Source organism: Streptomyces ruber (genome assembly GCF_014648075.1).
Lineage (GTDB): Bacteria > Actinomycetota > Actinomycetes > Streptomycetales > Streptomycetaceae > Streptomyces > Streptomyces ruber.
The window spans coordinates 172947-199488 of the sequence record NZ_BMQK01000015.1 but is presented as its reverse complement, the minus strand read 5'-3'; the positions used below and the strand labels follow the sequence as shown (position 1 = coordinate 199488).

Below are 26542 nucleotides of genomic sequence, written 5' to 3'. Positions count from 1 at the left end.
GGCCGACGTCCTGCGCGACGAGGGCGAGGCCTACGCGAACAAGCTGCGCGCGGCCGGCGTGCCCGTCACCGCCGTCCGCTACCAGGGCGTCATCCACGACTTCGTCATGCTCGACGCCCTGCGCGAGACCCACGCCGCCGAAGCCGCGATCAACCAGGCCGTCGCCGTCCTGCGCACCGCCCTGCGCACCGCCTGACCCGGGCACCGCACGGAAAACCGGTTGCCGCGCCACCCGCGGGGCGGGGTAGCGTCGGCGTCATGTGTGGCATCGCAGTGACCAAGGTCCGCCGCGTCTAGCGGCGGACCTTCCGCGCACCGCGCGAACGCGCAGTGGAAGCAGCCGCCGCTCGAGCGACCGAACGCCGGGCGGCCACCTCTCGCTGCCCGGCTTCCCTCGAAGCCGTGGAGACCTCCGTGCGCACACACCAGCCCGGCCGGCACGAACTGGGCCAGAACTTCCTCATCGACCGCACCACCATCGACACCGTCGTGGAACTCGTCGCCGCGACCGACGGACCGATCGTCGAGATCGGCACCGGCGACGGCGCGCTGACCCTGCCGCTTGAGCGGCTGGGCCGGAGGCTGACCGGAATCGAGATCGACGGCCGCCGCGCCGCGCGGCTCGCGCGCCGTACCGGCCCGGCGACCGAGATCGTGCACGCCGACTTCCTGCACTTCGAGGTGCCCACCGCGCCGCACGTCCTGGTCGGCAACCTCCCGTTCCACCGGACGACCGCGATACTGCGCCGGGTCCTCGCGGCTCCGGGCTGGACCGACACCGTGCTCCTGGTCCAGTGGGAGGTGGCCCGCCGGCGCGCGGGAGTGGGCGGGGCGACCCTCATGACGGCGCAGTGGTGGCCCTGGTACGAGTTCCGGCTCGTGTCCCGGGTGCCCGCCTCGGCGTTCCGGCCGCGTCCCGGCGTCGACGGCGGCCTCCTCACGTCCACCCGCCGCCCCGAACCCCTGGTCCCGCACCGCGAGCGGCACGGCTACCAGGACTTCGTACGGCGTGTGTTCACCGGCCGGGGCCACGGGCTGGCCGACATCCTCGCCGCCACGGCGCCGTGGGTTCCCCGGCAGGAGGTCCGGCGCCGGCTGCGGCAGCTGCGGCTCGCTCCGACGGCCCTCCCGAAGAGCCTGGACGCCCACGACTGGGCGGCCCTGTACGCGCTGTCCGGCTCCCGGCGCCGGGGACCGTCACGCAGGGAGTGACCGCCACGTACGGAGTGACCGCCACGTACGGAGTGACCGGCACGTACGGAGTGACCGGCACGTACGGAGTGACCGGCACGTACGGAGTGACCGCCACCCCTCACCACGCCCCCGTCAGCGACTGCTCCGCCCAGATCACCTTCCCCTCGGGCAGGAAGCGCGTGCCCCAGCGCTGGGTGAACTGGGAGATCAGGAGCAGCCCCCGGCCGCCCTCGTCGGTGGTGCGGGGGTGGCGGAGGTGGGGTGCGGTGGCGCCGCCGTCGAAGACCTCGCAGATCAGGGTGCGGTCCAGGACGAGGCGGAGGCGGATGGGGCCGGTGGCGTGCCGGATGGCGTTGGTGACCAGTTCGCTGACCACCAGCTCGGTGGTGAACGCCAGGTCGTCCAGGCCCCAGGCGGCCAGCTGTCTCGTCGCGGTGCGCCGGGCCTGGGCCACGAGTGCCGGGTCGGCCGGCACCTCGAACTCGGCGACCCGGCCGGGCGGGAGCCGCCGGGTGCGGGCCAGGAGCAGGACCACGTCGTCGCTGGGCCGTGCCGGGACCAGGGTGTCGACCACGGCCTGCGCGCGGGTGTCGAGGCAGGGCCCGGCGGGCCGTTCCAGGGCCCGGCCCAGCAGCGCCGGGGACGCCCCCGCCAGCAGGCCGTCGGTGTGCAGGGCCAGCACCGTACCGGGGGGCAGGTCCAGGGTCAGGCGCTCGAAGGGCGGGCCGTCCACGCCGAGCGGCGGCCCGACGGGCAGTTCGTCCGCGAAGCGCACCGCGCCGTCCGGGTCGACCAGCGCGGGGGGCGGGTGCCCGGCGGCGGCCATCGCGCACGTGCCCGATATCGGGTCGTGGATCACGTACAGACAGCGCGCCCCGACCGTCAGGTCGCCCTGGAACGGTTCGGCGCCCTTCTGCCGCGCGGACTGGGCGACCAGGCCGTCCAGGTGGGCGAGGACCTCCTCCGGCGGCAGGTCGAGGTCGGCGAGGGTGCGTACGGCGGTGCGCAGCCGGCCCATCGCGGCGGCGCCGTCGATGCCGTGGCCCTCGACCTCGCCGACGACGAGGGCGAGGCGGGCGCCGGGAAGCGGGATGACGTCGTACCAGTCGCCGCCGAGGCCGGTCAGCTCGTCGGCGGGGCGGTAGCAGGCGGACACGTCCGCGGCGTCCTGCTCGGGCAGCCGGCGCGGCAGCAGGCTGCGCTGCAGCACCAGGGCGGCGTTGCGTTCGCGGGTGTAGCGGCGGGCGTTGTCGACGCAGACGGCGGCGCGGGCCACGAGCTCCTCGGCGAGGCTCAGGTCGTCCTCGTCGAACGGCTCGGGGCGGCGGTCGCTGCGGAAGAACGTCGTGATGCCGAGCGTGATGCCGCGGGCCCGGATCGGCACGATCATCACGCTGTGCAGCCCGAGTTCGTGGAAGGTCGCCTCCCGGCCGCCGGGCCGGGTGTCCGACCACTCCCGGTCCGGCGGGTCGAGCCGGAACCGGCACCACGGCACCCCCTCGGCCAGGGTGCGGGCGGGCGGCGTCCCCGGCAGATAGGTGGCCAGCGCACCGACGTCGACGGCGGCCTCCGGCACCCCCCGGCGCACCGACCGCTGTCCGGCGCGCCGCAGCGGCACCGCGTCCGCGCCGCGCACCGGCCCGGGTTCGCCTCCCGTCAGCACGGTGTCCAGCAGGTCGACGGCGACGAAGTCGGCGAGCCCGGGCACGGCCACGTCGGCCAGTTCCTGGGCGGTGTGGGCGACGTCGAGGGTACGGCCGATCTGCTCGCCGGCCCGGTCGAGGAGGGCCAGCCGCATCCGGGCCCGGTGACGCTCGGAGACGTCCATGACCGTGTAGTACAGGCCGAGGGGACGGCCGCGCTCGTCGTCCAGCCGGGTGAAGGACATCACGTGCGCCGTCTCCCGGTGCGGCGCCGAACGCAGCCGGCCGACGTGCTCGTGGCCGACGACGGGCTCGCCGGTCTCCAGCACGTGGCGCATCCGCGTCTCCAGCAGCTCGGCGTCCAGCCCGGGCTGCACCTCGGCGAGCCGGCGGCCGGTCCGCTCGTGCGCGGGGCCCCCGCCGAACGCCTCCAGCGCCGCGTTCGACCACACGAACCGCAGCTCGGTGTCGAGGATCGCCATACCGACGGGCGACGCCTCGACCATGCTCTCCAGCACGCCCCGGCTCAGCTCCCGCCCGGACGCGCCGACCGCGCCGGACAACAGCACGACCCAACGGTCGGCGCCTCCGCCGCCCCTGGACGCCCGGTGGTTCGTGCCCTCACCGTCGGCCCGGGCCGTCCGGCGGTCCGGGCCGTCACCGTCGGCTTGCGGGGTCCGGCGAGCCGGCTCGCCGCCGTCGGTCCGGGGCGCCCGGCGGTGCGGCCCGGCGCCGTCGGCGACCCGTCTCCGGTCCGGTTCCGCGCCCGGTACCGCTCTCCGCCCCGGTACCGCTTCCCGCCCCGGCTCGGCCCGCGGTCCCCGCTTCCCGTCGGCGGGCCAGGCCCCCCACAGGGGCACGATCCGTACCGTCAGCCGGACCCGCCAGCCGCCGCGGTGGCGGGCGCGGACCGTTCCGGACCAGCCGCCCTGGCCGCTACCGGACCCGCCCGGCGGGACGAGCCGGGCGGCGTCCTCGGGCGCCAGGAGTTCGCCGAAGTCCCTGCCGAGCACCTCGGCGGCCGGATGGCCGAGGAGCCGTTCGGCGTCCCTGGTCCAGCTCGTTATCGTCCCGTGCGCGTCGAGCAGCAGCGGTGCGGCATCGGCCACGTCGAACCGCTGCCGGACGACATCGCTGCCCCCACTGCCCCTGTCGGTCCCCACGGCGACCCTCTCTGCTCTGAGACGCCTACCGGCCCCATTATTCACCTGGTGTGATCATCCACCGGCCGTTTCGTGACCGAGATGATCGATCTTCGGCCTCCAGTAGTTACCGACCGAGGGATAATCAAGTTTGATTAGCCTGAGTGGGGGGCACGACAGAGGACGCGACTCCTCCGACCGGACGGAGAGCGCGGGAAGCCGGGAGGCAACCACCATGACCGTGATCCAGCTGCCCGAGACGGGTTACGTCCCGACCGGGGAGGACCGCGCGAGCCTGGACGCCTGGTTCGCGGAGTACGACGCGCACAGCGCGCGGCGGGACGTCGAGCGCATGGCCGACATGGCGGTGTTCCCGCTCAACCTGGTCAGCGACGACGCGGCGGGGAACGGCCGCGCGGCCCAGTGGGACCGCGCGCGGTTCGTCGCGGTGATGACGCGGGTCATGGGGCACGGGCAAGGGGACGGAGACGGAGGAGAGGGGGACGGGGGAGACGAGGGCATCACCTTCGCCTCCACCCGCACGCCCGTCTTCCTGTCCCCCGCCATGGCCGTCGTCCTCACCGACTCGACGATGACGACGGCCGACGGCCGGACCCGGCAGCTCCGGTACGCGGACGTCCTGGTCCGGCGGAACGGGACCTGGGCGTTCCAGACCATGCTCCAGAGCGGCTGGGGCGACAGCCTCTAGGCCGGGCGGCCCGTCCGGCCCGCCCGGCCCCGCCGCCTCAGCCCTCCATCGCCCTGCGGACCGCGTCCTTCGTACGGTCCACCAGCGCGGCGACCGGGCCGAGGGCCACGTTGGCGGCCCCGGACTCGACCCCCGGGTGCGGGCGGGTCGGTGCCATCGCCTCCGCCGCCTTCACGCCCTTGGCCATGGCGGCGAGCCGGCCGGGGTCGGCGTTGCGCCGCAGGTGGGTGAACTCGTAGCGCTCCTCCGCCCGGGCGTGCTGCTGCACGTCCATGCGCAGCGCGAGCAGCTGCGGGAGGAAGCGGGGGTCGTCGGTGTCCATCCCGTCCAGCGCGGACAGGGTCTCCTTGGCCGCGCGTTCCTCGGCCAGCCGGTCCTCGACGATGCCCTCGCCCCCGGGGAAGGCCCGGCGGGCGACGGGGTGGACGACCTCCTCCTCCGCCGTCTCGTGCACGGCCAGCAGCCGTACGAGGCGGTGGAAGGCCTCCTTGCGCGCGTCACCGGTGGACCGCTCGACCTCGTCGAACAGGTTCCGGATGTCGCCGTGCTGCCGCATCAGCAGGTCCACCACGTCGTCGTCCGGCGTGCGGTCCTCACCGGCCTGCGGAGTGCGGATTCCGCTCTCGCTCATGACGCCTCCTCCCTCAACTCTCGCGCTGGGCGGGGTCCGGGTGCTCGCCCTCGGTCTGCAGGCGGTACTCCCGGCCGAACATCTCGTCGTGCTGGGCCATGACACGCTCGCTGGGCGGCTCCTCGCCGCCGTGGATGCCGGCCTGCATCTGCTCGAAGCGCTCGTGCGCCTCGCGCACGTAGCCGGCGCCCAGGGTGGTGATGTCGATCTGGGTGTCGAGCAGCTCACGCAGATAGGCCTTGTTCGGCTCGAAGGTGAGCACGTTGGGGAGCTGCGGGGCGAGGATCTCCTCCGGCTCGCGGCCCTCCAGGGTGCGCATGAGGTCGCAGGCGATGTGCAGGTGCTCCAGCTCCATGTTGAGGTGCAGCTCCCAGACGGCCTTCACCTTCGGGTCGGACTCCTGCTCCATGAAGGAGTGGTACAGGTAGCACTCGTTGTACTCATGGTTGACGAGCTGCTCCCACCACGACTCCCCCTGGTCGACGAGCGACTCGTAGTGGGTGACGTGCTCCTCCTCCACCAGCCCGATCTCCTGGTAGAGCTGACGGGCGATCGGCTCCATGTAGGTGGGGCCGACGTTCATGTAGAAATTCATGGTCTGCTGCTCGGACGACATGATCGTCAGCGCGTGCAGCTTGGACAGCGGGTCGACGCGCGTCCGGTCGTAGGGGTCGCGGACGTTGTCCACCGGGTTGCGGTGGTGGAACTTCGTGGGCCGCCCCGGCATGACCTCGGTCAGGTTGTCGACGATCGCCTCGGCCTTGCGGTGCTCGATCATCTCGTACAGGTTCGCGTACCGGTAGAGGTGGTCGAAGTCCTCCAGCACACCGAACTGGTACGCCTGCTTCAGGTACGGGTCCGGCTCCATCCGGGCCACCCACGCGGTCAGGTCGACGGCCACCTGTTCGTAGGCGATGGTCGTCTCCAGCACCGACGAGGTGCCGGGCAGCAGCCAGTTGACCACCTTCTGCTGCTGGGCCTCGATGTACCGGGTGCGGGCGAGCTGCCGCTTGATGTCGGAGTCGAGGGTGTGCCTGGCCAGCTGGTGGCTGAAGAGGATCGCCTCGACCTCGATGCCGTTCATCGTGATGACCCGGCACCGGGTGTACGGGTCGCAGTGGTCGGGGTCCAGGGGCTCGACGTCGAGCTCGCGCCAGTTGCGCAGCTGCCGGTCGAGCGGGATGCCCCGCTGCTCCAGGGGGTTGAAGGTCATGAGGTTCCTCTCTGGTGGTGGGAAGAGGACTGCACGGCCGGGTCCCCCCGGACAGCCCGTACGGACAGTGCTGTTCCGGCCGCTTCTCGGCGAGTGCCGACGCCCTCGGGGTCCGTCCGGGCTAGCGCCGCAGCACGGACAGCGCCGTGACCGCCGTGACGGCGCAGACCAGCACCGCCGACGCGCAGGCCGCGTGGCGTTTCAGCAGGCCGCGCCGGAGCGTGGCGTAACGGGCCTCGTACTCGCCGCGCAGCTCCTCCGCCCGGGCGACCGTGGCCCGCAGCAGTTCGCGGGTGAGGTCGAGGCGCTGCTCGGTGTAGTGCCGCCGGACGTCCTCGGCCTGCGCGCCGGTCAGCCACGGCAGCCGGGCGCACAGCGCCTCCGCCTCGCGCCGCGCCCGGTCCCGCTCGGCCCGGGCGAGGAGGTGCCCCTCGACCTCGTTGACGAGCACGGCGGCCTGCTCAGCGGACGAGGGACCGTACAGGTCGCGCACGGTCACGGGGGTGGCCGCGGGCGGGGCGCCGTACCGGCCGGGGGGCGGCCCGGTGCGCCGCCGGTCGCCGGAGGGCGCGTCGGGAGAGGGGTCCCGCCGGTCGCCGTGGGGTGGTACGCCGGGCCGGTCGCCGGTCACGACAGGTTTCTCCGGTGGCCGGTGAAGTCGGTGCCACCGGGCCGGTCGACGTTCTCCGCCATGTCCAGTCCGGCCTCGTACACGTGGTGCTTGTCGAAGGCGGGGGACTCGGAGCGGATGCACGGGATGACGCAGAAGTTGTGGCGGGGCGGCGGGCAGGAGGTGGCCCATTCCAGGGACCGTCCGTACCCCCAGGGGTCGTCGACGTCGATGCGCCTGCCGTACTTGGCGGTCCGCCACACGTTGTAGAGGAACGGCAGCGTCGAGGCGCCGAGCAGGAACGCGCCGATGGTGGAGAGGGTGTTGAGCCAGGTGAACCCGTCGGCGGCCAGGTAGTCGGCGTACCGGCGCGGCATGCCCTCGGCGCCCAGCCAGTGCTGCACCAGGAAGGTCAGGTGGAAGCCCACGAACAACGTCCAGAAATGAAGCTTGCCGAGGCGTTCGTCGAGCATCGTGCCGGTCAGCTTCGGCCACCAGAAGTGGAATCCGGCGAACATCGCGAACACGACCGTGCCGAACACCACGTAGTGGAAGTGCGCCACGACGAAGTAGGTGTCGGTCACGTGCCAGTCCATCGGCGGCGAGGCGAGGATGACACCGGTCAGCCCGCCGAACAGGAACGTCACCAGGAAACCGAAGGACCACAGCATCGGTGTCTCGAACGACAGCGACCCCTTCCACATGGTGCCGATCCAGTTGAAGAACTTCACCCCGGTGGGCACGGCGATCAGGAAGGACATGAAGGAGAAGAACGGCAGCAGCACCCCGCCGGTGGCGAACATGTGGTGGGCCCACACGGTCGCGGACAGCCCGGTGATGGCGATGGTCGCGCCCACCAGGCCCATGTAGCCGAAGATCGGCTTGCGCGCGAAGACCGGGATCACCTCGGAGACCACGCCGAAGAACGGCAGCGCCAGGATGTAGACCTCCGGATGGCCGAAGAACCAGAAGAGGTGCTGCCACAGCAGCGCGCCCCCGTTGCCCGGGGCGAAGATGTGGGCGCCGAACTTGCGGTCCACCTCCAGCGCGAACAGGGCCGCGGCCAGGACCGGGAAGGCCAGCAGCACGAGCACCGAGGTCAGCAGGACGTTCCAGGTGAAGATCGGCAGGCGGAACATGGTCATGCCGGGGGCGCGCATGCAGATGACCGTGGTGATGAAGTTGACGGCGCCGAGGATGGTGCCGAAGCCGGACATGCCCAGGCCCATGATCCACAGATCGCTGCCGACGGAGGGGGAGCGCTCCTCGTGGCTGAGCGGGGGATAGGCGGTCCAGCCGAAGTCCGCGGCGCCCTGCGGGGTGAGGTAGCTGATCAGCACGATCAGGCTGCCGAACAGGAACAGCCAGTACGCGAACATGTTCAGCCGCGGGAAGGCGACGTCCGGTGCCCCGATCTGCAGCGGCATGATCGCGTTGGCGAAGCCGGCGAAGGTCGGAGTGGCGAAGAGCAGCAGCATCACCGTGCCGTGCATGGTGAACGACTGGTTGTACTGCTCGGTGGAGAGGATCTGCATCCCGGGGCGGGCCAGTTCCGCCCTGATCAGCAGGGCCAGCGCGCCGCCGAACAGGAAGAAGACGAACGACGTGATCAGGTAGAGGTTCCCGATCTTCTTGTGGTCCGTCGTCGTCAGCCAGGCCACCACGATCTGGCCCCTGCCGCGAGGCCCCTCGACCGGCACCGGTGTGACCGGCTCCATCGGCTCCGTTTGTGTAGCCATCAACTTCCCTAGATCGTCCGTAGGTCCACAAGAAGCCAGTTAACGCATAAAAAGGCCACTTGACGCGTTAAAGATCCAGGAAAACGGCAAACGGTGCACGCCCATCCACCGGACGGGTCTCCGTGTCGGTGCCGCGGGGCCGCGACGGGGCGGGCGGGAGGGCGCGTACGGAGCCGCGCCCGCCGGTCGCCCGAAAGGGGGAGGAGAGGGGGGGAGGGGTGGAGGAGGAAAGAGGGAGGTAAGGGAGGAGGCAAGGGAGGAGGCAAGGGGAAGTGCGGGTCGGCAACCTCCGCGACGGCGGCGACGACCGAGGTGAGGAACGAACCCGCCCCCCACCACGAGGAGTTCGCATGCGCAAGCACCTCGCGTGTCTGCTCACCGTCCTCGCCGCGCTCGCCGCGGTGATCGGCACGGTGACGCCCCGCGCGGAGGCCGCGGCCGTCACACCCGGCGCGCAGACCGCGGCCGCCGCCCGCCGAGCACAGGCCGCCGACCAGTGGAACCCTCCCTCCCACCTGGTCCAGCCGCTGAACGAGGTCTGGCACCACGTCGAGTCCACCTACGGAAACCTGTACGGCTTCCGGAACTACGGCTGGGACCAGGTCATGGCCAACACGGGCTACGTCAACTACTGCGTCCGCTGGGAGTCCGACGCCCCGGTGAGCGCCGCGCTGCGCGACCGCATCCACGCGTCGCTGAAGAAGCAGTTCGGGAAGTGGATGTCCGCCATGGTGGACAACGGCACCGGCCACAATGCCTGGCCGTACACGAACGTCCAGGTCAACGTCGTCGGCTGGGCGGTCGAGAACCGCTCCACGCTCCAGTGGACCGACAACTCCGTCGACATCTACACCGGCGTACTCGACGGCGGCGGCGCGCCCCAGTGCGCCCCCGACTGCGGCCGCTTCTTCCACCAGGACGGGAACTACTCACGCTGCCCCGGAGGCGTGACCCGCCACTACGACCAGTCCCTGTGGCTCACCAAGGGCTTCCAGGGCGGCGCCGGCGGCGACTGGGGCCAAGCGCATGGGCCAGGAGTACTTCACGGGCGCCCTCGACCAGGAGAACATCCACATCTACCTGCACGAGGTCGGTCACACCTTCGGCCTGGACGACTTCTACGACTGGTCGCCCACCGGCCAGTGCTGCTTCCTGATGAAGGCGGGCAGCGCGACGGCCGTCACCGAGTTCGACAAGTGGATGCTGCGCGACTTCTGGCGCCACCTGAAACCGCGCTACGGGCTGTAAGGACACTTCCCCGCGCCCTCCCAGGGGCGCGGGGAACGGGCTGGGACATGGGACGGGCCTCCGTGGGGCTCGGTTCCGGTCTGGGGAGCGGCCTCGGCGTCCGTGGCGGACCGCGACAGGGGGAATGCCAAATAATTGAATTCATTCAAGCAAGCGGAATCGGGGGCGCCGGTCGGCCGACGGTCCGGGTCGCCCGGTACGGGTGACGGGCCGAGGGAGGCACGCTTGCCCCGGAGCGTTCGTGCACGTATTCCGTACACGTACTCCGTCCCCATACTTCGCACGCATACGCAGCAGAAAGCCGACGTCATGACCGAGCAGCTCACCGTCAGTGTCCTGGGCACCGGAATCATGGGTTCCGCGATGGCCCGCAACCTCGCCCGGGCCGGACACACCGTCCGCGCCTGGAACCGCAGCCGCGACAAGGCCGAACCGCTGGCCGACGAGGGCGTCCAGGTCGCCGGCACGCCCGACGAGGCCGTGCGCGACGCCGACGTGGTCCTCACCGTGCTGTACGACGGGGCGACCGTGCTGGAGGTGATGCGGCGGGCCGCGCCCGCGCTCGCCGCCGGCACGGCGTGGGTGCAGTCCACCACCGCGAGCATCGAGGCGGTCGCCGAACTGGCGGCTCTCGCCCGCGAGCACGGGCTGGCCTTCTACGACGCGCCCGTGCTGGGCACCCGGCAGCCCGCCGAGGCCGGACAGCTGCTGGTCCTGGCCGCGGGCCCGATCGAGCCGCGCCCGCAGGTGGCACCGGTCTTCGACGCGATCGGCGCGCGCACGGTGTGGACGAGCGACGACGGCACCTCCGCCGCCGCCACCCGCCTCAAGCTGGTGGCCAACAGCTGGGTACTCGCCGCCACCAGCGCCACCGGCGAGGTCCTGGCCCTGGCGGAGGCGCTCGGCGTGGACCCGCGGTCCTTCTTCGACGCCATCGCCGGCGGCCCGCTCGACATGGGCTACCTGCGCGCCAAGGCCGAGCTCGTCCTCACCGGCCGCCTGACCCCGCCCAGCTTCGCGGTGCGCACCGCCGAGAAGGACGCCCGACTGATCGTCGAGGCGGGCCGCGACCACGGCGTCCGCCTCGACCTCGCCCGGGCGAGCGCGGACCGCCTGGCCCGCGCCGCGGCCCAGGGCCACGGCGACGAGGACATGGTGGCGGCCTACTTCGCGAGCTTCGAGGGGGAGGAGCCGGCGCGGCCCTGATTACGCACTGCCCGCTCGGGCGCACGCCCGTTCGCGTCCGGGAGGAGCCCCCGTCAAGGATGTGACGTGTAGCACACCAGTGCAGGGTCACTCGATCGGTCGATTAGCCATGTGTCAATCGGGTAAGACTCCTTCCGGGTACTCCGTGAAGCCGGTGGCTGAACGGAATTACTCCCAAGGGAAGGCGCTAATCGACCACGGACTACCGCTTGTGTCCGTCTCATATACGGCAGAGGCGGATATATCGCGCGTACTGTGGCATACCGACCTGACCTTGTAGCTGGTCGCGTCGTGCAGGTTCCGTTCGGCGCGTCCGGCGCCGTCGTGAAGGAGCCTCATGCCCACCGCCTCTGACCCCAGTCTCAACCGTCGCAAGCTGCGTCTCGCCCTGAAGGCCGCGCGCGACAAGCAGGCCCTGACGCAGCGTCAAGCCGCGGAACGGCTGGACTGGTCCCTGTCGAAGATCATTCGAATCGAGGCGGGAACGGTCAGCTTGTCCGTCACGGACCTGCAGGCGATGCTGCGTCTGTACGAGATCGTCGACGAGGAACGCGTCGCGGAGCTGGAGCAGGCGGCACGCGGCAGCAAGGGCCAGGCGTGGTGGTCCGAGTACAACGACATCATCGCGCCGCCCTTCGCCCAGTACCTGGGTTATGAGAACGCCGCGGACAGCATCCGCACCTACCACCCCGTACTGATCCCCGGCCTGCTCCAGACCACGGACTACATGAGCGCGATGTTCGCCGCGTCGGGCTCCACCACTCCCGCGCAGCGCAGCATCGACCTCAGGACGGCGCGCCAGGAGCGCACCTTCGCGGACGGCGGCCCGAAGACCTCGGTGATCGTCGACGAGTCGGCGCTGCGCCGGCTCGTCGGCGGCGCGGGGACCATGCGCGGTCAGCTGAACTACATCAAGCAGCTCGCCGCCGAGGAGAAGATCCTGGTACAGGCGCTGCCGCTCAGTGCGGGCGCCCACGACAGCCTGGAGAGCAGCTTCGTCCTCCTCGGCTTCCACGACGACGAGGACGTGCTGTACCTGTCCGGGCCGGGCGGAGTGCTCACCAACCGGGACAACCGCGAGATGGTGGCGCGTTTCCAGGAGTGCTTCGAGGATCTGACCGACAAGGCGCTGAGCCAGCACGAGACGCTCACGCTGATCGACGACCTGCTGAATCAGCTGAACCGTTCCTGACTTACGGCACTCACGACCAGGCACCGACGGGGGCAACAGGCCATGGTGAACGAGAAAGGGAGGCGGAAGAAGCAGCGGCCGAGCGCCGGCTCCGGGCGCGCCCCCACCGCGTCGGCACGTTCCGAGGACCGGGCTCGCGCGCACGGACCGTCGGTGCCCGGTTCCCTCACCGCGCAGGGCATCACCAGCGATGACGTCTGTTCCCGCCTGCGACGCTTACGTCAGGACGAGACGGACAACGCCATCCGCCGCAGGCAGGCCCACACGGACGACCTCATCCGGATGCTGCGCAACCTGACCGCGCTCACGGTGTTCTCCGCGGTCACGCTGACCCTCGTGTCGTACGCCGGTGTCCGCATGGGTGTCCCGCCCGCCGTGTGCATCCCGGGGAGCGTCGGCGTCGCCACCCTGCTCGTCAGGACTTTCGCGAAGGCGTTCGAGTCGGTGCGGCCCTCCCTGCCGGACGCACCAAAAGATCCACCGTCCATCGACGAGCGGTAGCGGGTGCCACCGCCCACCACCAGCCCGCGGCCCCGGTCACCAGCGCCAGGACCACTGCCCACACGACGAGCCGGACGGTCGTGTCGCCACCGAACAGTGACGCTCCCGCACCGGCCGCCACCGCGAGCATCCCGGTCAACAGGCAGTAGCCCATGAACGGCAGCCGGCCGTCCCGTGCCGTCCCGCTCGCTGTGCCGTAGCTGTCACGACCGGCTGGATCACAGCTGTTCATGATTGCCCCCAGGGGACTGAGCCTCACCGAAGAACGCTACCGCAGCCCGCCAGGCGGACGAGGGGACGCGGAGCACCGTCCGTTCGGGAAACTTGGAGTCGCGAATCCACGCTTCATGGCGCAAGAGAGCGATCTCGCAACAGTTCTGCTCGTTGACACCGCTGTAGCTGCTCTTCCGCCACGGTGTCGGGGCGAATGCACCGGCCAACACCGCCTCCTCTCAACCGCACGACAAGCGCCCGCAGTCAGGTACGGGCCGGGGGGCGAAGACAGGCGGGCCGTGCTCCGGGGGACAAGACGGGAAGCCCCGCAGGCCCGCTATGCGCACTGGGGTTCTACCCACCGTGTCCGTCGCTCAACAGATCACCGTGCCGGGGCCGGTCCTTTTCGCCACCCGCCGGCCGGCCGCGGGGCGCGTCACCCCACCGTTCACCGGAAGGTTACGCACAAGTGGGCGATGTTCACTGACGAAAGGGTTTCCCCTCTCGTAGCCTTCTCATAGCCTGCACCGATGCGTGCCGCGCGGTACCGCGGCTGCGGACGGTGCGGTACAGGCGTCCGACACCCCGAGCCCGGCCGGAAACCGACGGGCCCGCGCGTTCTTCCCCGGGAGTGACCACTCATCGCCGCCCAGCCGACAACCGCAACCGAGTCCGTGCGCACCCCCGGCCCCGACTCCGGTCCCGAAGCCGAGGGGGCGCCGGCCCCGCGTCCCCGACTGCGGGGTGAGCACCGGTACGACATCGACCTCATCCGGGTCCTGGCCGCGGTCGGGGTCATCGTCTGTCACGCCGCGGGCCAGTTCATGACGGCCGTGGACCGCGATCCCACGAACGGCGGGCCGGTCTACTGGACGGCGATCGTCGGGGACGCGCTGAGCCGGTGCGCGGTGCCGCTGTTCTTCGCGATCGCCGGCTGGGTCGTGCTCTCCGGGGCGCCGCCCCGGGACGGCGGGCAGGTCCGCAAGCGGCTGTCCCGCATCGTCGTTCCGATGGCCCTGTGGACGGCGGCCTACCTGGCGTGGGACTGGGTGCGGGACGCCAACACCGACCCCACGCGGCAGCTCGCGTGGGACGCCGTGTTCGGCTCCGTGCGGCCCGCGTTCCACCTGTGGTACCTGTACGCCTACATCCCGGTGATCCTGCTGCTGTCGGTGGCCGTTCTGGTCAAGGCCGGCAAGCGGCCCTGGGGCGTGGGCGCCGTCCTCCTCGCCCTGGCGCTCGCCCCGACCTTCCTCGGTGACCTCTCGAAGCTCCTCGGCATCGACTTCCCGCGCTTCGCCTGGCAGTTCAGCGTCTACCAGATCGCGTACGCGGTCATCGGCGCCGTCCTGCTGTCGCTGCCGCGCTCCGCGGTCGCCGGCCGGGGGAGACGGCTGCTGTGGCTGGCCGGCGGGGTGCTCGCGTGGGCGGCGGTGGCCCTGTACGAGCACCGGGTCAACTTCCCGAGCCCGTACGGGTCGGTCGTGGTGGCGCTGCTGGCCGGGACCCTGCTGATGGCCCTCGCCCACTTCCGGGTGCCCGAGCGGTTCCGTCCGCTGCTGGGCAGGCTCGCCGGGGCCTCCTTCGGCGCCTACCTGGTGCACCTGCTGTTCCTGGAGACCATCGCCCCGCACCTGGTGTCGGCGGACGCGAGCTGGCCGGCCGCCGTGGGCACGCTCGCCGCGCTGACGGTGGCCACGGTCGTGCTGTCCTTCGCCGCCGCCCTGCTGTGGACGCGCCTGCGGCTGGCCCGCTGGCTCGGCTGAGCCGGTCGCGGGACCCCCGCACCCCGACGGACGAACGGGCCGGGCCCCACCGGTGGGTGGGGCCCGGCCCGTGTTCCGTGGCCGTCCGGGTCACTTCTTCCCGGTACCGCGGCGGATCGTCCTGCGCACCACCCGCTTCACACGCGTCACCTGGTGCCGCGCGAGCGCCTGCGCGCCGGGGCCGGGGAGGCCGAGCTCGGCCAGCCGCGGCTCGGGGAAGTAGTAGCCGGGAAGAGAGGCCAGGTTGCCCTCCAGCCAGGTCACCGTCGACGGCCGCAGGTCCGCGTACGTCTTGGGCTGCATGCAGAAGCCGAGTGCCCGCACCAGCGGGGACAGCGTCTCCGGCGCCGGGCCGACGACGGCCGGGGTCTCCCGGCGCTCCAGGTCGGGGACCAGGTGGTCGACGACGGCCAGGGGCACGCGGTTGCTGTTCGCGAACGGCTGGAGCCGCTTCAGCACCAGCGCGGTCCCCACCCGGGCGACGGGCACGTCGTAGTAGGCGGAGGCGGTCACCATCGCCGTCGAGAAGCAGCCGACGACGAGCTGGAGATCGAGGTGGCGGTACACCGTCTCGGCCAGCAGGGGCGCGTCCAGGACGGTGAGCCGGACGCCCGCGTCCGCCGCCGCCTTGCTCAGCGCCGCCGTGTAGCCGGCGGGCGCCGTGGGGTGCGGCTTGAAGAGCACGGACCGGTGCCCGGCCTGCGCGGCGCCGGTGAGCATGCGGATGTGGAGGTCCTCCTCCTCCTCCGGGCTCAGGATGTCGATCGCCGCCAGGTACTGGCCCAGCAGTACGGCCGTCGGCGCCTCCGCGAGGACGGGCGCCAGGGACGGGTCGGCCGCCGCCTCCCGGGCGATCTCGTCGAGCACCCCGCGGAACGCCTCGTCCGGCACGATCTCCGGCTCGACGCCGAACTCGGACAGGAGCAGCGGCTTCAGCCCGGGGATCAGGTCGAGGTGCAGCAGCCGCTGGATCCGGCGCCCGATGGTCAGCGGCAGCTTCGTCCGGGTCGGGCCGTAGCTCATGAGGCCGTCGGCGTACACGTGGACGGCGGCCTCGGAGAAGATCGCCGCCAGCGCGCGGCCGGGGTTGACCTGGATCGACTCGACGGAGAGTTCGATCAGGTCCCGCTCGTCGATGTCCCAGGCGAGGCGGAACGCCTTCTGCCACAGTGCCGTGTCGTTGCCCCGCGGGCCCCAGGAGCTGGGGTGGTGCGGGTAGATGGTCTCGTTCCAGCTGACCACCGAGTCGAAGCGGGCGGCTATCCGCTCGTACCCGTGCATCTCGTCGAGGCGGAGGGCGGTCTCCGGTATGGCGGCGTTGTTGGAGACCAGCAGGATGCGGCGGGTGCCGTCGTGCGATCCGTACAGGCCCGCGTCGATCGCCGCGGCCAGGGTGGCCGCCCCGTACAGGGTCGAGACCTGGAAGATCTGCGTCTTGTGGTGGGCCATGGATCAGGCAGCCTTCCGCCCGTCGCGCAGGCGGCTGAGCAACCTGCTCCGAGTCCTGTCGATGGTTCTGAGGGTCTCTTCGAGCGCCTGCTCGGGCATGCGGTGCAGCGCGGCCTTCGCCTCGCGCCGCAGCCGCTGGCCCGCCGCCGGCTCGTACTCGTTCACCTTGGCGATGTGGAAGGCGATCATGGCGCAGTAGGTCCGCACCGCTTTGAGGATGAAACGTTCGCTCTCGGGGTCGTCCTGCACGTCCTTCAGCAGCGCGTCGTACGCCGGTATGAAGTCCAGCTGGCGGTCGTCCTTGATCTGCGTGAGCGAGGTCGCGACGCCCCGGCGGTAGAACACGCCGTGCAGGCCGAGCGACGCGTACGTCTTCGCCGTCAGGTGCAGGCGCCAGATGAACAGCCGGTCCTCGGCCGTGCGCAGCCTGGTCTCGAAGCGCATCCCGCCGTCGTCGAAGAGGTGCCTGCGGTAGATGCCCGCCCAGACGAAGGGGTAGTCGACCATCGTCTCCATGTGGGCCGGCGCTATCCCGTCGCGCGGGTCCATCACGGCGTTGCGCATCCGGGCGGGGGGCCGCCGGATCACGCGCTCGGTGCCGGTGGCCTGGATGTGGTCGGTGCGGGCGAAGTCGCAGTCCAGCTCCTCCGCCGCGCGCACCAGGTCGGTGAGGTAGCCCGGTCCGTACCAGTCGTCGCCGTCGAGGAACGTGATGAACTCACCGGCGGCCGCGTCGATTCCGCTGTTGCGCGCCTGGGCGATGCCCACGTTCTCCTCGTGCCGGATCACCCTGGCGCCCGGAAGCCGCTCGGCCCAGCGGTCGATCGTCCAGGAAGTGGAGTCCGTGGATGCGTCGTCGACGAGCAGGAACTCGAAGTCGGGGTCCGCGTTGTTGGCGAGACTTCTCAGGGTGCTTTCGGCGAAGGCCCCCACATTGTGCATGGGGACGACAACGGACAGTTTCGGCACGCGGGCCTCTCACGTTCGAAGGCATGGGATCAGGACAGGCTAGCGAGGCTGCTGGAGGGAACGGTATCGGCCGGGATGCGGGGAGGTGAATTCCGTTCGCAGAGCAGGTGAAACCTCGGTGCCCGACGCCTGCTCCGCCCGGGACGATCGCGAGGTGGCCGGGAAGGGGCCGGGCAGGAAACAGAAGGTTTCGGTCCCCTGGCCGAAAAACACCGATATCGCCGCTGTGACGCGACTGTCGTCAGCAGTCTCCTGAAACACCGATTAATCACTGTCATAACAGCGGCCTCACAGTTACTCTGATGTCACTGCGCCGCAATGGCGCGGTGGCTGCGCCGGCGCCCGGGGAGGGGAGTCGGCCGCAGTGTGGGGGGTGCGGAGAAATTCGGGGATGACGTCGCCATGCACGCCATGTGCGTCATGCCGTCACGCATGCCGTGCGGTCATGCGCGCCGTGCGTGCCACGCGATATCCCGAGAAGGCGACCGGAAGCCCGTCGTGGGCCCACTGTCTTGCCGCCCCCGGAATCCGTAGACGAAAGGTGAGTAAGACCTTGAGAAGCAAGACTTCCGTCGCTCTGCTCGGCGCCCTGGTGGCGGTCTCCGCCCTGACCGTGCCCGTCGCCGTGGCCGCGCCGCAGGCCGCCGACCAGCCGACGGCCACCGCGCCCGCCGGCTGGGAGAAGGCCGACGCCGGCGACCTGGCGCGCATCGCGAACGAGGCCCCCGCGGAGGCCCGTCGCGCCCCGTCCGCCGCTGACGAGGGTGTCTCCACCCTGGCGGCCGACGAGGTGCTGAACGTGTCCCTCCAGTCGACCCGCAACTGGCAGTTCGTCGCCACGGAGAAGAACTACACGGCCCCGAACACCGGCGTGCTGCGGGCCCGTTCCGACGCGGACGGCGGCTCCTGGGAGACCTACGCCCTCGAGTTCGACGCGGAGACCGAGACGGTCTCCCTGAAGTCCAAGGTGAACGGCCTCTACGTCGCGGTCGAGAAGAACTACACCGGCAACGCGCAGAACGTGCTGCGCGCCCGCTCCACGAGCGTGGGCAGCTGGGAGCAGTTCGACCTGTGGATCAACGAGACCACGGGCGGCTTCGCCTTCCAGTCGCGCCTCAACGGCAAGTTCGTCGCCATGGAGAACAACTACACCGGCTCGCTGCAGTACGCGCTGCGCGCCCGCTCCGCCGAGATCACCGGCTCCTGGGAGGAGTTCTACATCTGGGACCTGGACGTCTGAGGGTCCCTGCGCACCCGCCGGTGCCCGCGCGAGGCGTGGGCACCGGCGGGTGCGCCCGTGTCTCCGCACGACACACTTCCACGACGGCCCCAGGGGACCGCGGAGGAGGCGGGGACCGGCGCCCCCGTCGTGCTCGACCACGGCCGACGCGGTCCCGCCGGGGCCGGTCGCGCAGGGCGATCGAGCCCGGCCGCACGGTGAACGCGTCGCCGCGCAGGCTCGGGACCGCGTAGCTGCCGGCCCGGTCGACCTGCGCCACCGGCCCCCGGTGACAGCCTGGCCATGACGGAAGAGCGTCAGGCACCGCGCGCTCCGGCGTCCGCGCGACGATCAGCCGCACACTGCCGTTCCGCCGGCCGCAGCACCCCCCGACCGCGCACCCGCCCGCACCGTCCCGTCCCCCCGGACCCGGGACGGCGGCCCGTCATGCTCAGTACACGTCCCGCACGTAGCGCTTCGACCGGCGCAGGTCCGCGAGGTACTCCGCGGCGTCGTCGCCGCCGCGCCCGCGCTGCTCGGCGATGACGCCCAGCAGGGCCGCCTCGACGTCCTTCGCCATGCGGGAGGCGTCGCCGCAGACGTAGACGTGCGCGCCGTCCTCGAGCCACGCGTACAGCTCGCGCGACCGCTCGCGCATCCGGGTCTGCACGTACACCTTCTCCGCCTGGTCGCGCGAGAACGCGAGGTCGAGCTCGGTGAGCACACCGCGCTCGCGCAGTCCGGCCAGCTCGTCCTCGTACACGAAGTCGGTGGCGCGGTGCTGGTCGCCGAAGAACAGCCAGTTGCGTCCCGAGGCGCCCCGCGCGGCCCGCTCGTGCAGGAAGCCGCGGAACGGGGCGATGCCGGTGCCCGGACCGATCATGATCATCGGGGCGTCGTCGTCCGCGGGGACGCCGAAGGAGGCGTTCGGCTGGAGGTAGACGCCGGCGGTCCCCTCCTCGCCGATGCGGTCGGCGAGGTAGGACGAGGTGACGCCCTCGTACCGGCGGTCCCGGCTGCCGTAGCGGACGGACGCGACGGTGAGGTGGATGCGGTCCGGGTGGGCGAGCGGGCTCGACGAGATCGAGTACTGGCGGGCCTGCAACGGGCGCAGGAACGGCAGCAGTTCGGTGACGCCCGGCGCGGCGGGGCCGGCGTCGCGGAGCAGGTCGAGCACGTCGCGGTCCCAGAGCCAGTTGTCCAGCTCGGCGCGGTCGCCGCGCGCGACGACCGAGGCCAGCTCGCTCGTCGGCGCCCGCTGCACGAGGTCGGCGATCAGCTCCTTGGACGGGGTGCGGATCTCGCGCTCCGTGCGCAGCAGTCCGGCCAGCGGACGCCCGTCGGCCTCCTCGTCGCCGCTCGCGCCGAGGTGCGCGAGCAGCTCGCCGACGAGGGCGTCGTCGTTCACGGGGACGACGGCGAGCGCGTCACCCGCCGTATACGTGATGCCGCTGTCGCCGAGGTCGAACTCGTAGTGCCGGATCTCCTTGGCGCTGCCCGGCGCGGACAGCAGCCGGTTCACGGCGAGCCGGGAGCGGTACGGGTTGCGCTTGTTCCACTGCGAGCGGGGCCGGGCGGCGGCCGGCGCCGGACCGGCCGCCGGAGCCGCCGCGGCCGCCGGGTCGGCGCCGGTCTCGGCCGCGAGCCGCTCCAGGACCGCCGCCGTCCACGCCGCCGCGGGCTCCTCGAAGTCGACGTCGCAGTCGACGCGGTCGTACAGCCGGACCGCACCGAGCTGCTCAAGCCGGGTGTCGATGAGCTTTGCGGCCTGGCAGAAGTCGTCGTAGCCCCGGTCGCCGAGCCCGAGGACCGCGTATCGCAGCCCTTCCAGGCGCGGTGCCGTGCCGGCCTGGAGCGCCTCCCAGAACAGCCCGGCGTTGTCGGGCATCTCGCCCTCGCCGTACGTCGAGGTGACGACGAGCACGTGGGACATGGCGGCGAGCTGCTCGGGCGTGACGTCGTCGAGTGCGGTGGCCCTGCCGCCGAGGCCGTGCGCGCGGGCGCCGGAGACGAGCTCCCCGGCGAGGAGCTCGGCGTTGCCGGTCTGCGTGCCGAACAGCACGTCGACGGTGGTCGTGGGCGCGTCGGACGCCGCGTCGCCCCGCCTCCCGGCGGCCGCGACACCGGCGATGAACCCGGCGAGCCAGGCCTCCTGCGCGGCGGAGAACGGCGCGTCGGCCGGGATGAGGGACCCGGTCGGGGGCATGAGGGGCCCGGTGGGTGGCATGAGGGTCACGTGGTCACCGCCTCGGTGGGGGGCTGCGGAAGGTGGGCGTGGCGGGCGGCGATGTCGTCGAGTGCCGCGGTCGCGAGCAGCTCGTCGAACCGGGCGGCGCGCACCCGGCCGGCGTTCTTCGCGTTCTGGTGGACGATCCAGCCGTAGGTGCCGGGGGCGTCCACGCTAAGGTTGTTGCGCTGCTTCAGCGCCCGCTTGTAGTCGTCGAGACGCTTGACCGCGATGAGCGTGGCGAGCTCGCCGTCGTCGAACCGGTCCAGCGTGGAGCGCAGGTACTTCACGACGCGCTGCTTGACGAAGAAGTCCTCGGTGAGCACGAGGTTGCGGACGGCCTCGGCGACCCGCGGATCGTCGGGACCACTCGCGCCGGGCACCCGCTGGAGGGCGAGGTCCTGCGCGGCGCCGAGCACGGTGTACGACGACAGCAGCGAGAACATGTCGTCGCCGCCCTGGTCGCCGAGGGCCGGGGCCCGGCCGCCGAGCACGGTGCGCCGGTCGCGGTAGTCGACCTTGAACGCGCGCAGCTTGTCCGTCGCGATCGAGGTCGCGAGCTCGTCCAGGAGCTGCGTACGGGTCGCCGCGGCGAGGATCTCGGTGGCGTCCTGGTACAGCAGCAGCGCCCGCGGCATCCCGCAGTACACGTGCTGCCGCTCGGCGTCCCAGTCCTCCAGCAGCCGGGCCGCGAGCGGGGAGCCGGTGGCCTCCAGGTGCCAGGTCAGCAGCAGCCGTACGGCCGCCTCGTGGAAGGCGCCGTGCGCGGTGTCGGTCACCGGGAACACCAGCAGCGAGTCGGCGCTCACCCGGTCGGGCAGCTCGCCGGACGGATCGTACTGGTACAGGAACCCGCCGCTCATGCCGTTGCCCAGGCCCTTGCCGAAGCCGCCCAGGTTGAGCACGGTGCCGCCGGTCATGTACTCGCAGCCGAAGTCGCCGAGGCCCTCGACCACCGCGGTCGCACCGGAGTTGCGCACGGCGAACCGGTCGCCGGCCTCGCCCTGCACGAAGGTCCGGCCGCCGGTCGCGCCGAACAGCGCGAAGTTCCCGACGAGCACGTTGCCGCCGCGCTCGGCGCTGCCGCCGCCCGGGGCGCGGACGACGATCCGGCCGCCGCTCTGGCTCTTGCCGACGCCGTCGTTGGCGGTGCCGGTGTGTTCCAGGGTGATGCCGTCGTTGCAGAACACGCCGTACGACTGGCCCGCGGACCCGGTGGTGCGGATCCGCACGGCGTCGTCGACGAGGCGGCGGCGGCCCCGGTCGTCGGCCGTCACCGCGGGCACGTCGACCGCGTCCAGCTCGTGGTTGAGGAGCCGCTCGACGTCGATGCCGAGCTGCCCGCCGACCGACTTGTCGCTGTTGCCGAGGCGGATGCCCTCGACGAGCAGGGACGGCTCGCGCCGGTCGATGAGCGCGGCCCGGACCTGTTCGATCAGCGCGTCGTCGGTGGTGAAGTCCTTCTCCAGGTACTCCGGGTCCGTGACGACCTTCTCGGGCACCCGGGCGAGCAGGCGGCGCACGTCGAGGCGGCCGACGCTCGCGGGGTGGTCGAGGAGCTGCAGCAGGTCCGTACGTCCCCGGGCCTCCCGCAGGGACCGCAGCCCCAGCCGGGCGAGGATCTGCCGGACGTCGTGCGCGATGTTGAGCAGGTACTGCGCCAGCGCGCGCGGGTCGCCCTCGAACGCCTCGGGGTTCGTGGTGAGCCCGGCGGGGCACTTCACGTTGCAGTTCTTCGCCATGACGCAGCCGAGCATCATCAGCGCGGTCGTGCCGAACTCGAAGCTGTCGGCGCCCAGCAGGGCCGAGGTGACCACGTCACCGCCGGTCTGGTGGGCCCCGGAGCAGCGCAGCACGACCTTCTGCCGCAGCCCGTTCGCGACCAGCGCCTGGTGCACCTCGGCGACGCCGATCTCCGCCGACCGCCCGGCGTACTTCAGGCTGGTGACGGCCGCGGCGCCGGTGCCGCCGGTGTTCCCGGCGACGTTGATGACGTCCGCGCCGGCCTTGGCGACGCCGACCGCGATGGTGCCGATGCCCTCCGAGGACACCAGCTTCACGATCACCCGGACCCGGGCGGCCTTGCAGTCGTGGATGAGCTGCGCGAGGTCCTCGATCGAGTACGTGTCGTGGTGCGGCGGCGGCGAGATCAGCTCGATGCCCGGGGTGCCGCCGCGCGCCGCCGCGATGTCGACGGTGACCTTCGGCGCGGGCAGCTGGCCGCCCTCGCCGGGCTTCGCCCCCTGCCCGATCTTGATCTCCAGCTCCTCCAGCATCGGGTCGGCGAGGTAACCCGCCCAGATGCCGAACCGGCCGGACGCGAACTGCTTGATGCGGGAGCCGCGGATCGTGCCGTACCGGGAGTGGTGCTCGCCGCCCTCACCGCTGTTCGACATCGCGCCGACCATGTTCGTGCCGTGCGCGACGGCCTCGTGCGCGGTCGCCACGAGCGCGCCGTGGCTCATCGCCCCGGAGGCCAGCGAGCGGGTGATCTCGTGCGCGGGCTGCACCTCGTCCAGCGGCACGCTGTCGGGCGCGGCGTCGAGGAGGGCGAGCAGGCGGGCGACCGCGCCGGTGGCGGCGACGGTGACACCGTCGGCGTCGGCGGCGAGGGTCTCGGCCCCGCCCAGGCGCGCGAGCCCTTCGCCGAGCGCGGCGTGCCGCTCGGCGCCGTCGGGCCCGGGAGAGGTGAGGCGGAGCCGGACGACGGAACCGTCGACGGCGTCCACGACCACCCCGCGGACGGTGATGCTCGCATTGCCGTCCGTCGAGAACCGCCCCAGCTCACGGGCGAACTCCTCCGGCGTGGTCAGCCCCGTGACGTCCGCGGGCAGCGCGAGCACGTCCCGCAGCGCGGACGGCCGCCGCGACCGCTCCTCGTGCGTGGTCCGCAGGAAGGCCCGGTAGCCGGGCGTGATCCGGAAGGCGTCGATCTCGGCGTCGCTGAGCGCGTCGTACCCGGTGTTCCGGTACGCGGAGTCGCTGATGCCGAACGCGTCGTCGAGCTGCCCGAGCGTGAGCAGCCGCAGCGCGTCGGGGTCACCCGGCCTGCCGAACTCCGCCGGCTCCTCGGTCATGTCCCCGAACCCGCGCACGGCGGACACCCCGAAGGAGTGCCCGGCCCCGTCCGACCGCTCCTTGAACAGCCCGAGCAGCGGGATCTGCTGTTCGGTCTCGACCGTACGGGCCCGCTCGTGCCACTCGGTCGCGGCCTGCGCGATCCGGGCGAACCCGACACCGCCGACCGGGGCCTCCATGTACGGGAAGATCCGCGCGAACACGTCGTCGCGGGTGTCGAGGTAGTTCGGCTCGAAGAACGCGCCGCCGATGTAGCTCTCGGCGGTGCACAGCCCGACCCGGCCCATGGTCTTGGCCAGGGACTTCTCGGCGGCCTTGCGGAACTTGGCGAGCGCCCGGTCGGTCTCGGTCTTCTCCCCGGCGGGCGCCGGGGCGCTCGGGTACTTCTCCTCGGCGCGCAGCCGGGCGCTGAGGCTGTAGACGGCGGAGGCGCCGAACCCGAGCGCGGTCGCGACGTGGTGCGACGAGGGCAGCTGACCGCTCTCGGCGACGATCGAGACGCGCAGCCGCAGCCCGGTCTCGATGAGCCGCTGGTTGACGGCGGCGACGGCGAGGATGACGGGCAGCGGCGCCCGGGTGGACGACACCGCCCGGTCGCTGAGCAGCGCGATGCCGCCCTGCTCGGCGGCGAACCGCTCGACGTCGTCGCAGAGCCGCTCGACCGCCGACCGCAGCGCGTCGGCGTTGGCCCTCTCGTCGCCGGGCACGGGCTCGTACAGCATGGCGAACCGCTCCAGCGGCACGATCCGCTGGTCGCGCAGCCGGACCATGTCGAGGTGGCCGAGCACCGGCGAGGACACGACGAGCTGCCGTCCGCCGGTCTCCCCGGTGCCGTCGGGCTTCGGGCCGAGCGCCACCCGCATGCTCATGCCGTCCGCCTCGCGGATGCTGTCCAGTGGCGGGTTCGTGACCTGGGCGAAGCGCTGCGAGAAGTACTTCGCCATGCCGCCCTCGGTGTCGCTGAGCGCGTTGATGGCGTTGCCGTAGCCCATCGCCGAGATCCGCTCCGACCCGTCGGCGAGCATCGGGTCGAGCATGAACCGGAAGCTCTCCTGGTTCAGCGAGTACGCGACATAGCGCCCGGCGAGCGTGAGGTCGCCGTCGTACCCGAGCGTCGTCGTGCCGCGGTAGTAGTCGGGCGCGGGCAGGTCGTCCAGGTTCACCCGGGCCGCGTCGAGCAGCTCGCTGTACGGCCGGCGCGCGGCGAGGGCGTCGAGCACCTCGCGGGTGCGCATCCGCCGCCCGGTGCGGTGGTCGACGACGAGCATGCCGCCGGCCTCGATCCGCCCCCGGTGCACGACCTCGTCGTCCGGGAACGCGACCTGCCCGGCCTCGGAGGCCACCATCAGGTACTCGGCGGTCTCGACGGTACGCAGCGGACGCAGCCCGAGCCGGTCGAGCCGGGCCCCGATGACGTCCCCGTCGCTGAAGATCACGGCGGCGGGCCCGTCGTTCTTCTCCTCGTAGAGGGAGAAGTACTCGAGCATGTCCCGGACGGCGGCCGGCAGGGAGCGGTCGTTCTCCCAGGCGGGCGGCATCAGCGTCACGACGGCCTCGACCAGGTCGAGCCCGTCGTCGAAGACCCGGCTCTGCAGGGTCTGGTCGAGCCGGCTGGAGTCGGACTGCCCCGGCGGCCGCACGATGCTCCGGGTCCGGGCCCGGGCAAGAGCCTCGTCACTCAGCCGGTTCTTGCGGTCGGTGTTCAGCTCACCGTTGTGCGCCATGAGCCGGAACGGCTGCGCCATGGTCGGATGCGGCTCGGTGTTGGTCGAGAACCGCGTGTGGAAGTACAGCGACCGCACGGAGTGCCGCGGATCGCAGAGATCCCGGAAGTACCCGATGACCTCGCCGCTGTTCAGCCGCCCCTTGAGCACCTGCGTCCGCGCGCTCAGCGACAGCGGGTACAGCCCGGCGTACGACGTCTGGTCGGCGTAGGCGACGGCCTCGACCGCGAGCAGGGCGCGGTGGGCGGCGGCGTCGACCTCGGCGCGCTCCCAGCCCTCGGGCGCCCGGAAGACCCACTGCACGATGGGCAGCTGGTACTGCTCGGCGGCGGGCCGCGCGACGCTGTGGTCCACGGGCACGTCCCGGACCAGCAGCGTCTCGAAGCCCTGCTCCGCGATGCAGCGCCCGACGAGGTCGACGGCGGCGTCCCGGCGCCCGGCGTCGAGGGGCACGAAACAGTTGGCGACACCGAAGTGCCCGGCCCGCAGCTCCTCGCCGGTGATCGCGCCGAAGAACTCCACCGACAGGTCGACGCTCACGCCCGCGCCGTCCCCGACACCCTCGGCGGACGTGCCGCCGCGGTGCGGAATGGCGCAGAGCGCTTCGTCGCCCTTGCGGATGACGTCGTGGCTGGGCGTCCCGTCGAGGCGGGTGATGAAACCGACGCCGCAGTCGCTGTGGTCGAGGGCAGGGTCGTACAGACCAAGGGGGGACTGGTTCACGTGGGGGTCCTGTCGGCGGTGCGGGTTCCGGCAGCGGACGGCCAGGCTGCGTCGGTGGAGCGCTCGCCGCGTGCGGACCGGTGTGACGGCCCGGATGGTGAAGTGGTGCGAATGTGGATGGTAAGTCGGACCTTAATTGCGCCGCA

The 26542-nt window shown here is 71.9% G+C and carries 18 protein-coding genes and 1 pseudogene; 9 read left to right on the top strand and 10 right to left on the bottom strand.

Annotated features, from left to right (window positions below):
- Positions 1–196: alpha/beta hydrolase (locus tag IEZ04_RS26840; RefSeq protein WP_189219536.1), on the top strand; the 196-nt coding region annotated here is incomplete at its 5' end.
- A gap of 218 nt (positions 197–414) precedes the next feature.
- A complete protein-coding gene (erm, locus tag IEZ04_RS26835) occupies positions 415–1212 on the top strand; it encodes a 23S ribosomal RNA methyltransferase Erm (RefSeq protein ID WP_189219535.1) in 798 nt (265 codons plus the stop codon).
- Between the two features lie 100 nt (positions 1213–1312).
- Here erm and IEZ04_RS26830 read toward each other — a convergent pair whose 3' ends face one another.
- On the bottom strand, positions 1313–4000 hold the full coding sequence (locus IEZ04_RS26830; protein ID WP_189219534.1) for a SpoIIE family protein phosphatase: 2688 nt from the start codon (positions 3998–4000) through the stop codon (positions 1313–1315).
- 220 nt (positions 4001–4220) lie between these two features.
- Between IEZ04_RS26830 and IEZ04_RS26825 the strand changes: the two genes are divergently transcribed.
- Positions 4221–4688 (top strand): nuclear transport factor 2 family protein, encoded by a 468-nt coding sequence (locus IEZ04_RS26825; RefSeq protein ID WP_189219549.1) that lies wholly within the window; start codon positions 4221–4223, stop codon positions 4686–4688.
- 37 nt (positions 4689–4725) lie between these two features.
- On the opposite strand, the gene IEZ04_RS26820 is transcribed toward IEZ04_RS26825, so the two are convergent.
- The 4 genes from IEZ04_RS26820 to ctaD form a co-directional block, all read right to left on the bottom strand.
- Complete coding sequence (locus tag IEZ04_RS26820; protein WP_189219533.1) at positions 4726–5319, bottom strand: hemerythrin domain-containing protein; 594 nt, start codon at positions 5317–5319, stop codon at positions 4726–4728.
- A 13-nt stretch (positions 5320–5332) separates the two neighbouring features.
- Positions 5333–6532 carry a hypothetical protein gene (locus tag IEZ04_RS26815; RefSeq protein ID WP_189219532.1) on the bottom strand — a complete coding sequence of 400 codons (1200 nt, stop codon included), beginning with the start codon at positions 6530–6532 and terminating at the stop codon, positions 5333–5335.
- A gap of 121 nt (positions 6533–6653) precedes the next feature.
- Complete coding sequence (locus IEZ04_RS35850) at positions 6654–7163, bottom strand: hypothetical protein (protein ID WP_308429836.1); 510 nt, start codon at positions 7161–7163, stop codon at positions 6654–6656.
- Complete coding sequence (gene ctaD, locus IEZ04_RS26805) at positions 7160–8860, bottom strand: aa3-type cytochrome oxidase subunit I (protein WP_229821299.1); 1701 nt, start codon at positions 8858–8860, stop codon at positions 7160–7162. The genes IEZ04_RS35850 and ctaD overlap by 4 nt, the downstream gene beginning before the upstream one ends.
- Before the next feature lie 371 nt (positions 8861–9231).
- Between ctaD and IEZ04_RS26800 the strand changes: the two are divergent.
- From IEZ04_RS26800 to IEZ04_RS26785, 4 genes and pseudogenes are all read left to right on the top strand, one after another.
- Positions 9232–10129: pseudogene (locus tag IEZ04_RS26800) on the top strand (hypothetical protein).
- 309 nt (positions 10130–10438) lie between these two features.
- Positions 10439–11335, top strand: coding sequence for an NAD(P)-dependent oxidoreductase (locus tag IEZ04_RS26795; RefSeq protein WP_189219530.1), 897 nt, complete (start codon positions 10439–10441; stop codon positions 11333–11335).
- A 337-nt stretch (positions 11336–11672) separates the two neighbouring features.
- Positions 11673–12527: a helix-turn-helix domain-containing protein gene (locus IEZ04_RS26790; RefSeq protein ID WP_189219529.1), complete on the top strand. Its 855-nt coding sequence runs from the start codon at positions 11673–11675 to the stop codon at positions 12525–12527.
- Between the two features lie 153 nt (positions 12528–12680).
- Entirely contained in the window at positions 12681–13028 is a 348-nt protein-coding gene (locus IEZ04_RS26785; protein ID WP_189219528.1) for a hypothetical protein, read from the top strand.
- A gap of 218 nt (positions 13029–13246) precedes the next feature.
- On the opposite strand, the gene IEZ04_RS26780 is transcribed toward IEZ04_RS26785, so the two are convergent.
- Complete coding sequence (locus IEZ04_RS26780; RefSeq protein WP_229821293.1) at positions 13247–13471, bottom strand: DUF397 domain-containing protein; 225 nt, start codon at positions 13469–13471, stop codon at positions 13247–13249.
- Between the two features lie 444 nt (positions 13472–13915).
- On the opposite strand from IEZ04_RS26780, the gene IEZ04_RS26775 reads away from it, so the two are divergent.
- Positions 13916–15007: an acyltransferase gene (locus tag IEZ04_RS26775; RefSeq protein ID WP_229821292.1), complete on the top strand. Its 1092-nt coding sequence runs from the start codon at positions 13916–13918 to the stop codon at positions 15005–15007.
- 90 nt (positions 15008–15097) lie between these two features.
- On the opposite strand, the gene IEZ04_RS26770 is transcribed toward IEZ04_RS26775, so the two are convergent.
- Positions 15098–16456 carry a polysialyltransferase family glycosyltransferase gene (locus IEZ04_RS26770; RefSeq protein ID WP_189219526.1) on the bottom strand — a complete coding sequence of 453 codons (1359 nt, stop codon included), beginning with the start codon at positions 16454–16456 and terminating at the stop codon, positions 15098–15100.
- A gap of 3 nt (positions 16457–16459) precedes the next feature.
- Positions 16460–17425 carry a glycosyltransferase family 2 protein gene (locus IEZ04_RS26765; protein ID WP_189219525.1) on the bottom strand — a complete coding sequence of 322 codons (966 nt, stop codon included), beginning with the start codon at positions 17423–17425 and terminating at the stop codon, positions 16460–16462.
- A 553-nt stretch (positions 17426–17978) separates the two neighbouring features.
- Here IEZ04_RS26765 and IEZ04_RS26760 point away from each other — a divergent pair.
- Positions 17979–18665, top strand: a complete 687-nt coding sequence (locus IEZ04_RS26760; RefSeq protein WP_189219524.1) for a fascin domain-containing protein — start codon at positions 17979–17981, stop codon at positions 18663–18665.
- A 430-nt stretch (positions 18666–19095) separates the two neighbouring features.
- Here the strand turns inward: IEZ04_RS26760 and IEZ04_RS26755 are convergent, their stop codons facing one another.
- Both IEZ04_RS26755 and IEZ04_RS26750 read right to left on the bottom strand, forming a co-directional pair.
- A complete protein-coding gene (locus IEZ04_RS26755) occupies positions 19096–20850 on the bottom strand; it encodes a sulfite reductase subunit alpha (RefSeq protein WP_189219523.1) in 1755 nt (584 codons plus the stop codon).
- Positions 20851–20876: 26 nt separating this feature from the next.
- Positions 20877–26396 carry a glutamate synthase-related protein gene (locus tag IEZ04_RS26750; RefSeq protein ID WP_189219522.1) on the bottom strand — a complete coding sequence of 1840 codons (5520 nt, stop codon included), beginning with the start codon at positions 26394–26396 and terminating at the stop codon, positions 20877–20879.
- Positions 26397–26542: the final 146 nt, after the last annotated feature.

Excerpts from the sequence above, each read along its gene's own strand:
- ctaD (WP_229821299.1), bottom strand. The coding sequence starts at position 8,860 with ATGGAGCCGGTCACACCGGTGCCGGTCGAGGGGCCTCGCGGCAGGGGC.
- IEZ04_RS26795 (WP_189219530.1), top strand. The coding sequence starts at position 10,439 with ATGACCGAGCAGCTCACCGTCAGTGTCCTGGGCACCGGAATCATGGGT.
- IEZ04_RS26815 (WP_189219532.1), bottom strand. The coding sequence starts at position 6,532 with ATGACCTTCAACCCCCTGGAGCAGCGGGGCATCCCGCTCGACCGGCAG.
- IEZ04_RS26820 (WP_189219533.1), bottom strand. The coding sequence starts at position 5,319 with ATGAGCGAGAGCGGAATCCGCACTCCGCAGGCCGGTGAGGACCGCACG.
- IEZ04_RS26790 (WP_189219529.1), top strand. The coding sequence starts at position 11,673 with ATGCCCACCGCCTCTGACCCCAGTCTCAACCGTCGCAAGCTGCGTCTC.
- IEZ04_RS26770 (WP_189219526.1), bottom strand. The coding sequence starts at position 16,456 with ATGGCCCACCACAAGACGCAGATCTTCCAGGTCTCGACCCTGTACGGG.
- IEZ04_RS26755 (WP_189219523.1), bottom strand. The coding sequence starts at position 20,850 with ATGCCCCCGACCGGGTCCCTCATCCCGGCCGACGCGCCGTTCTCCGCC.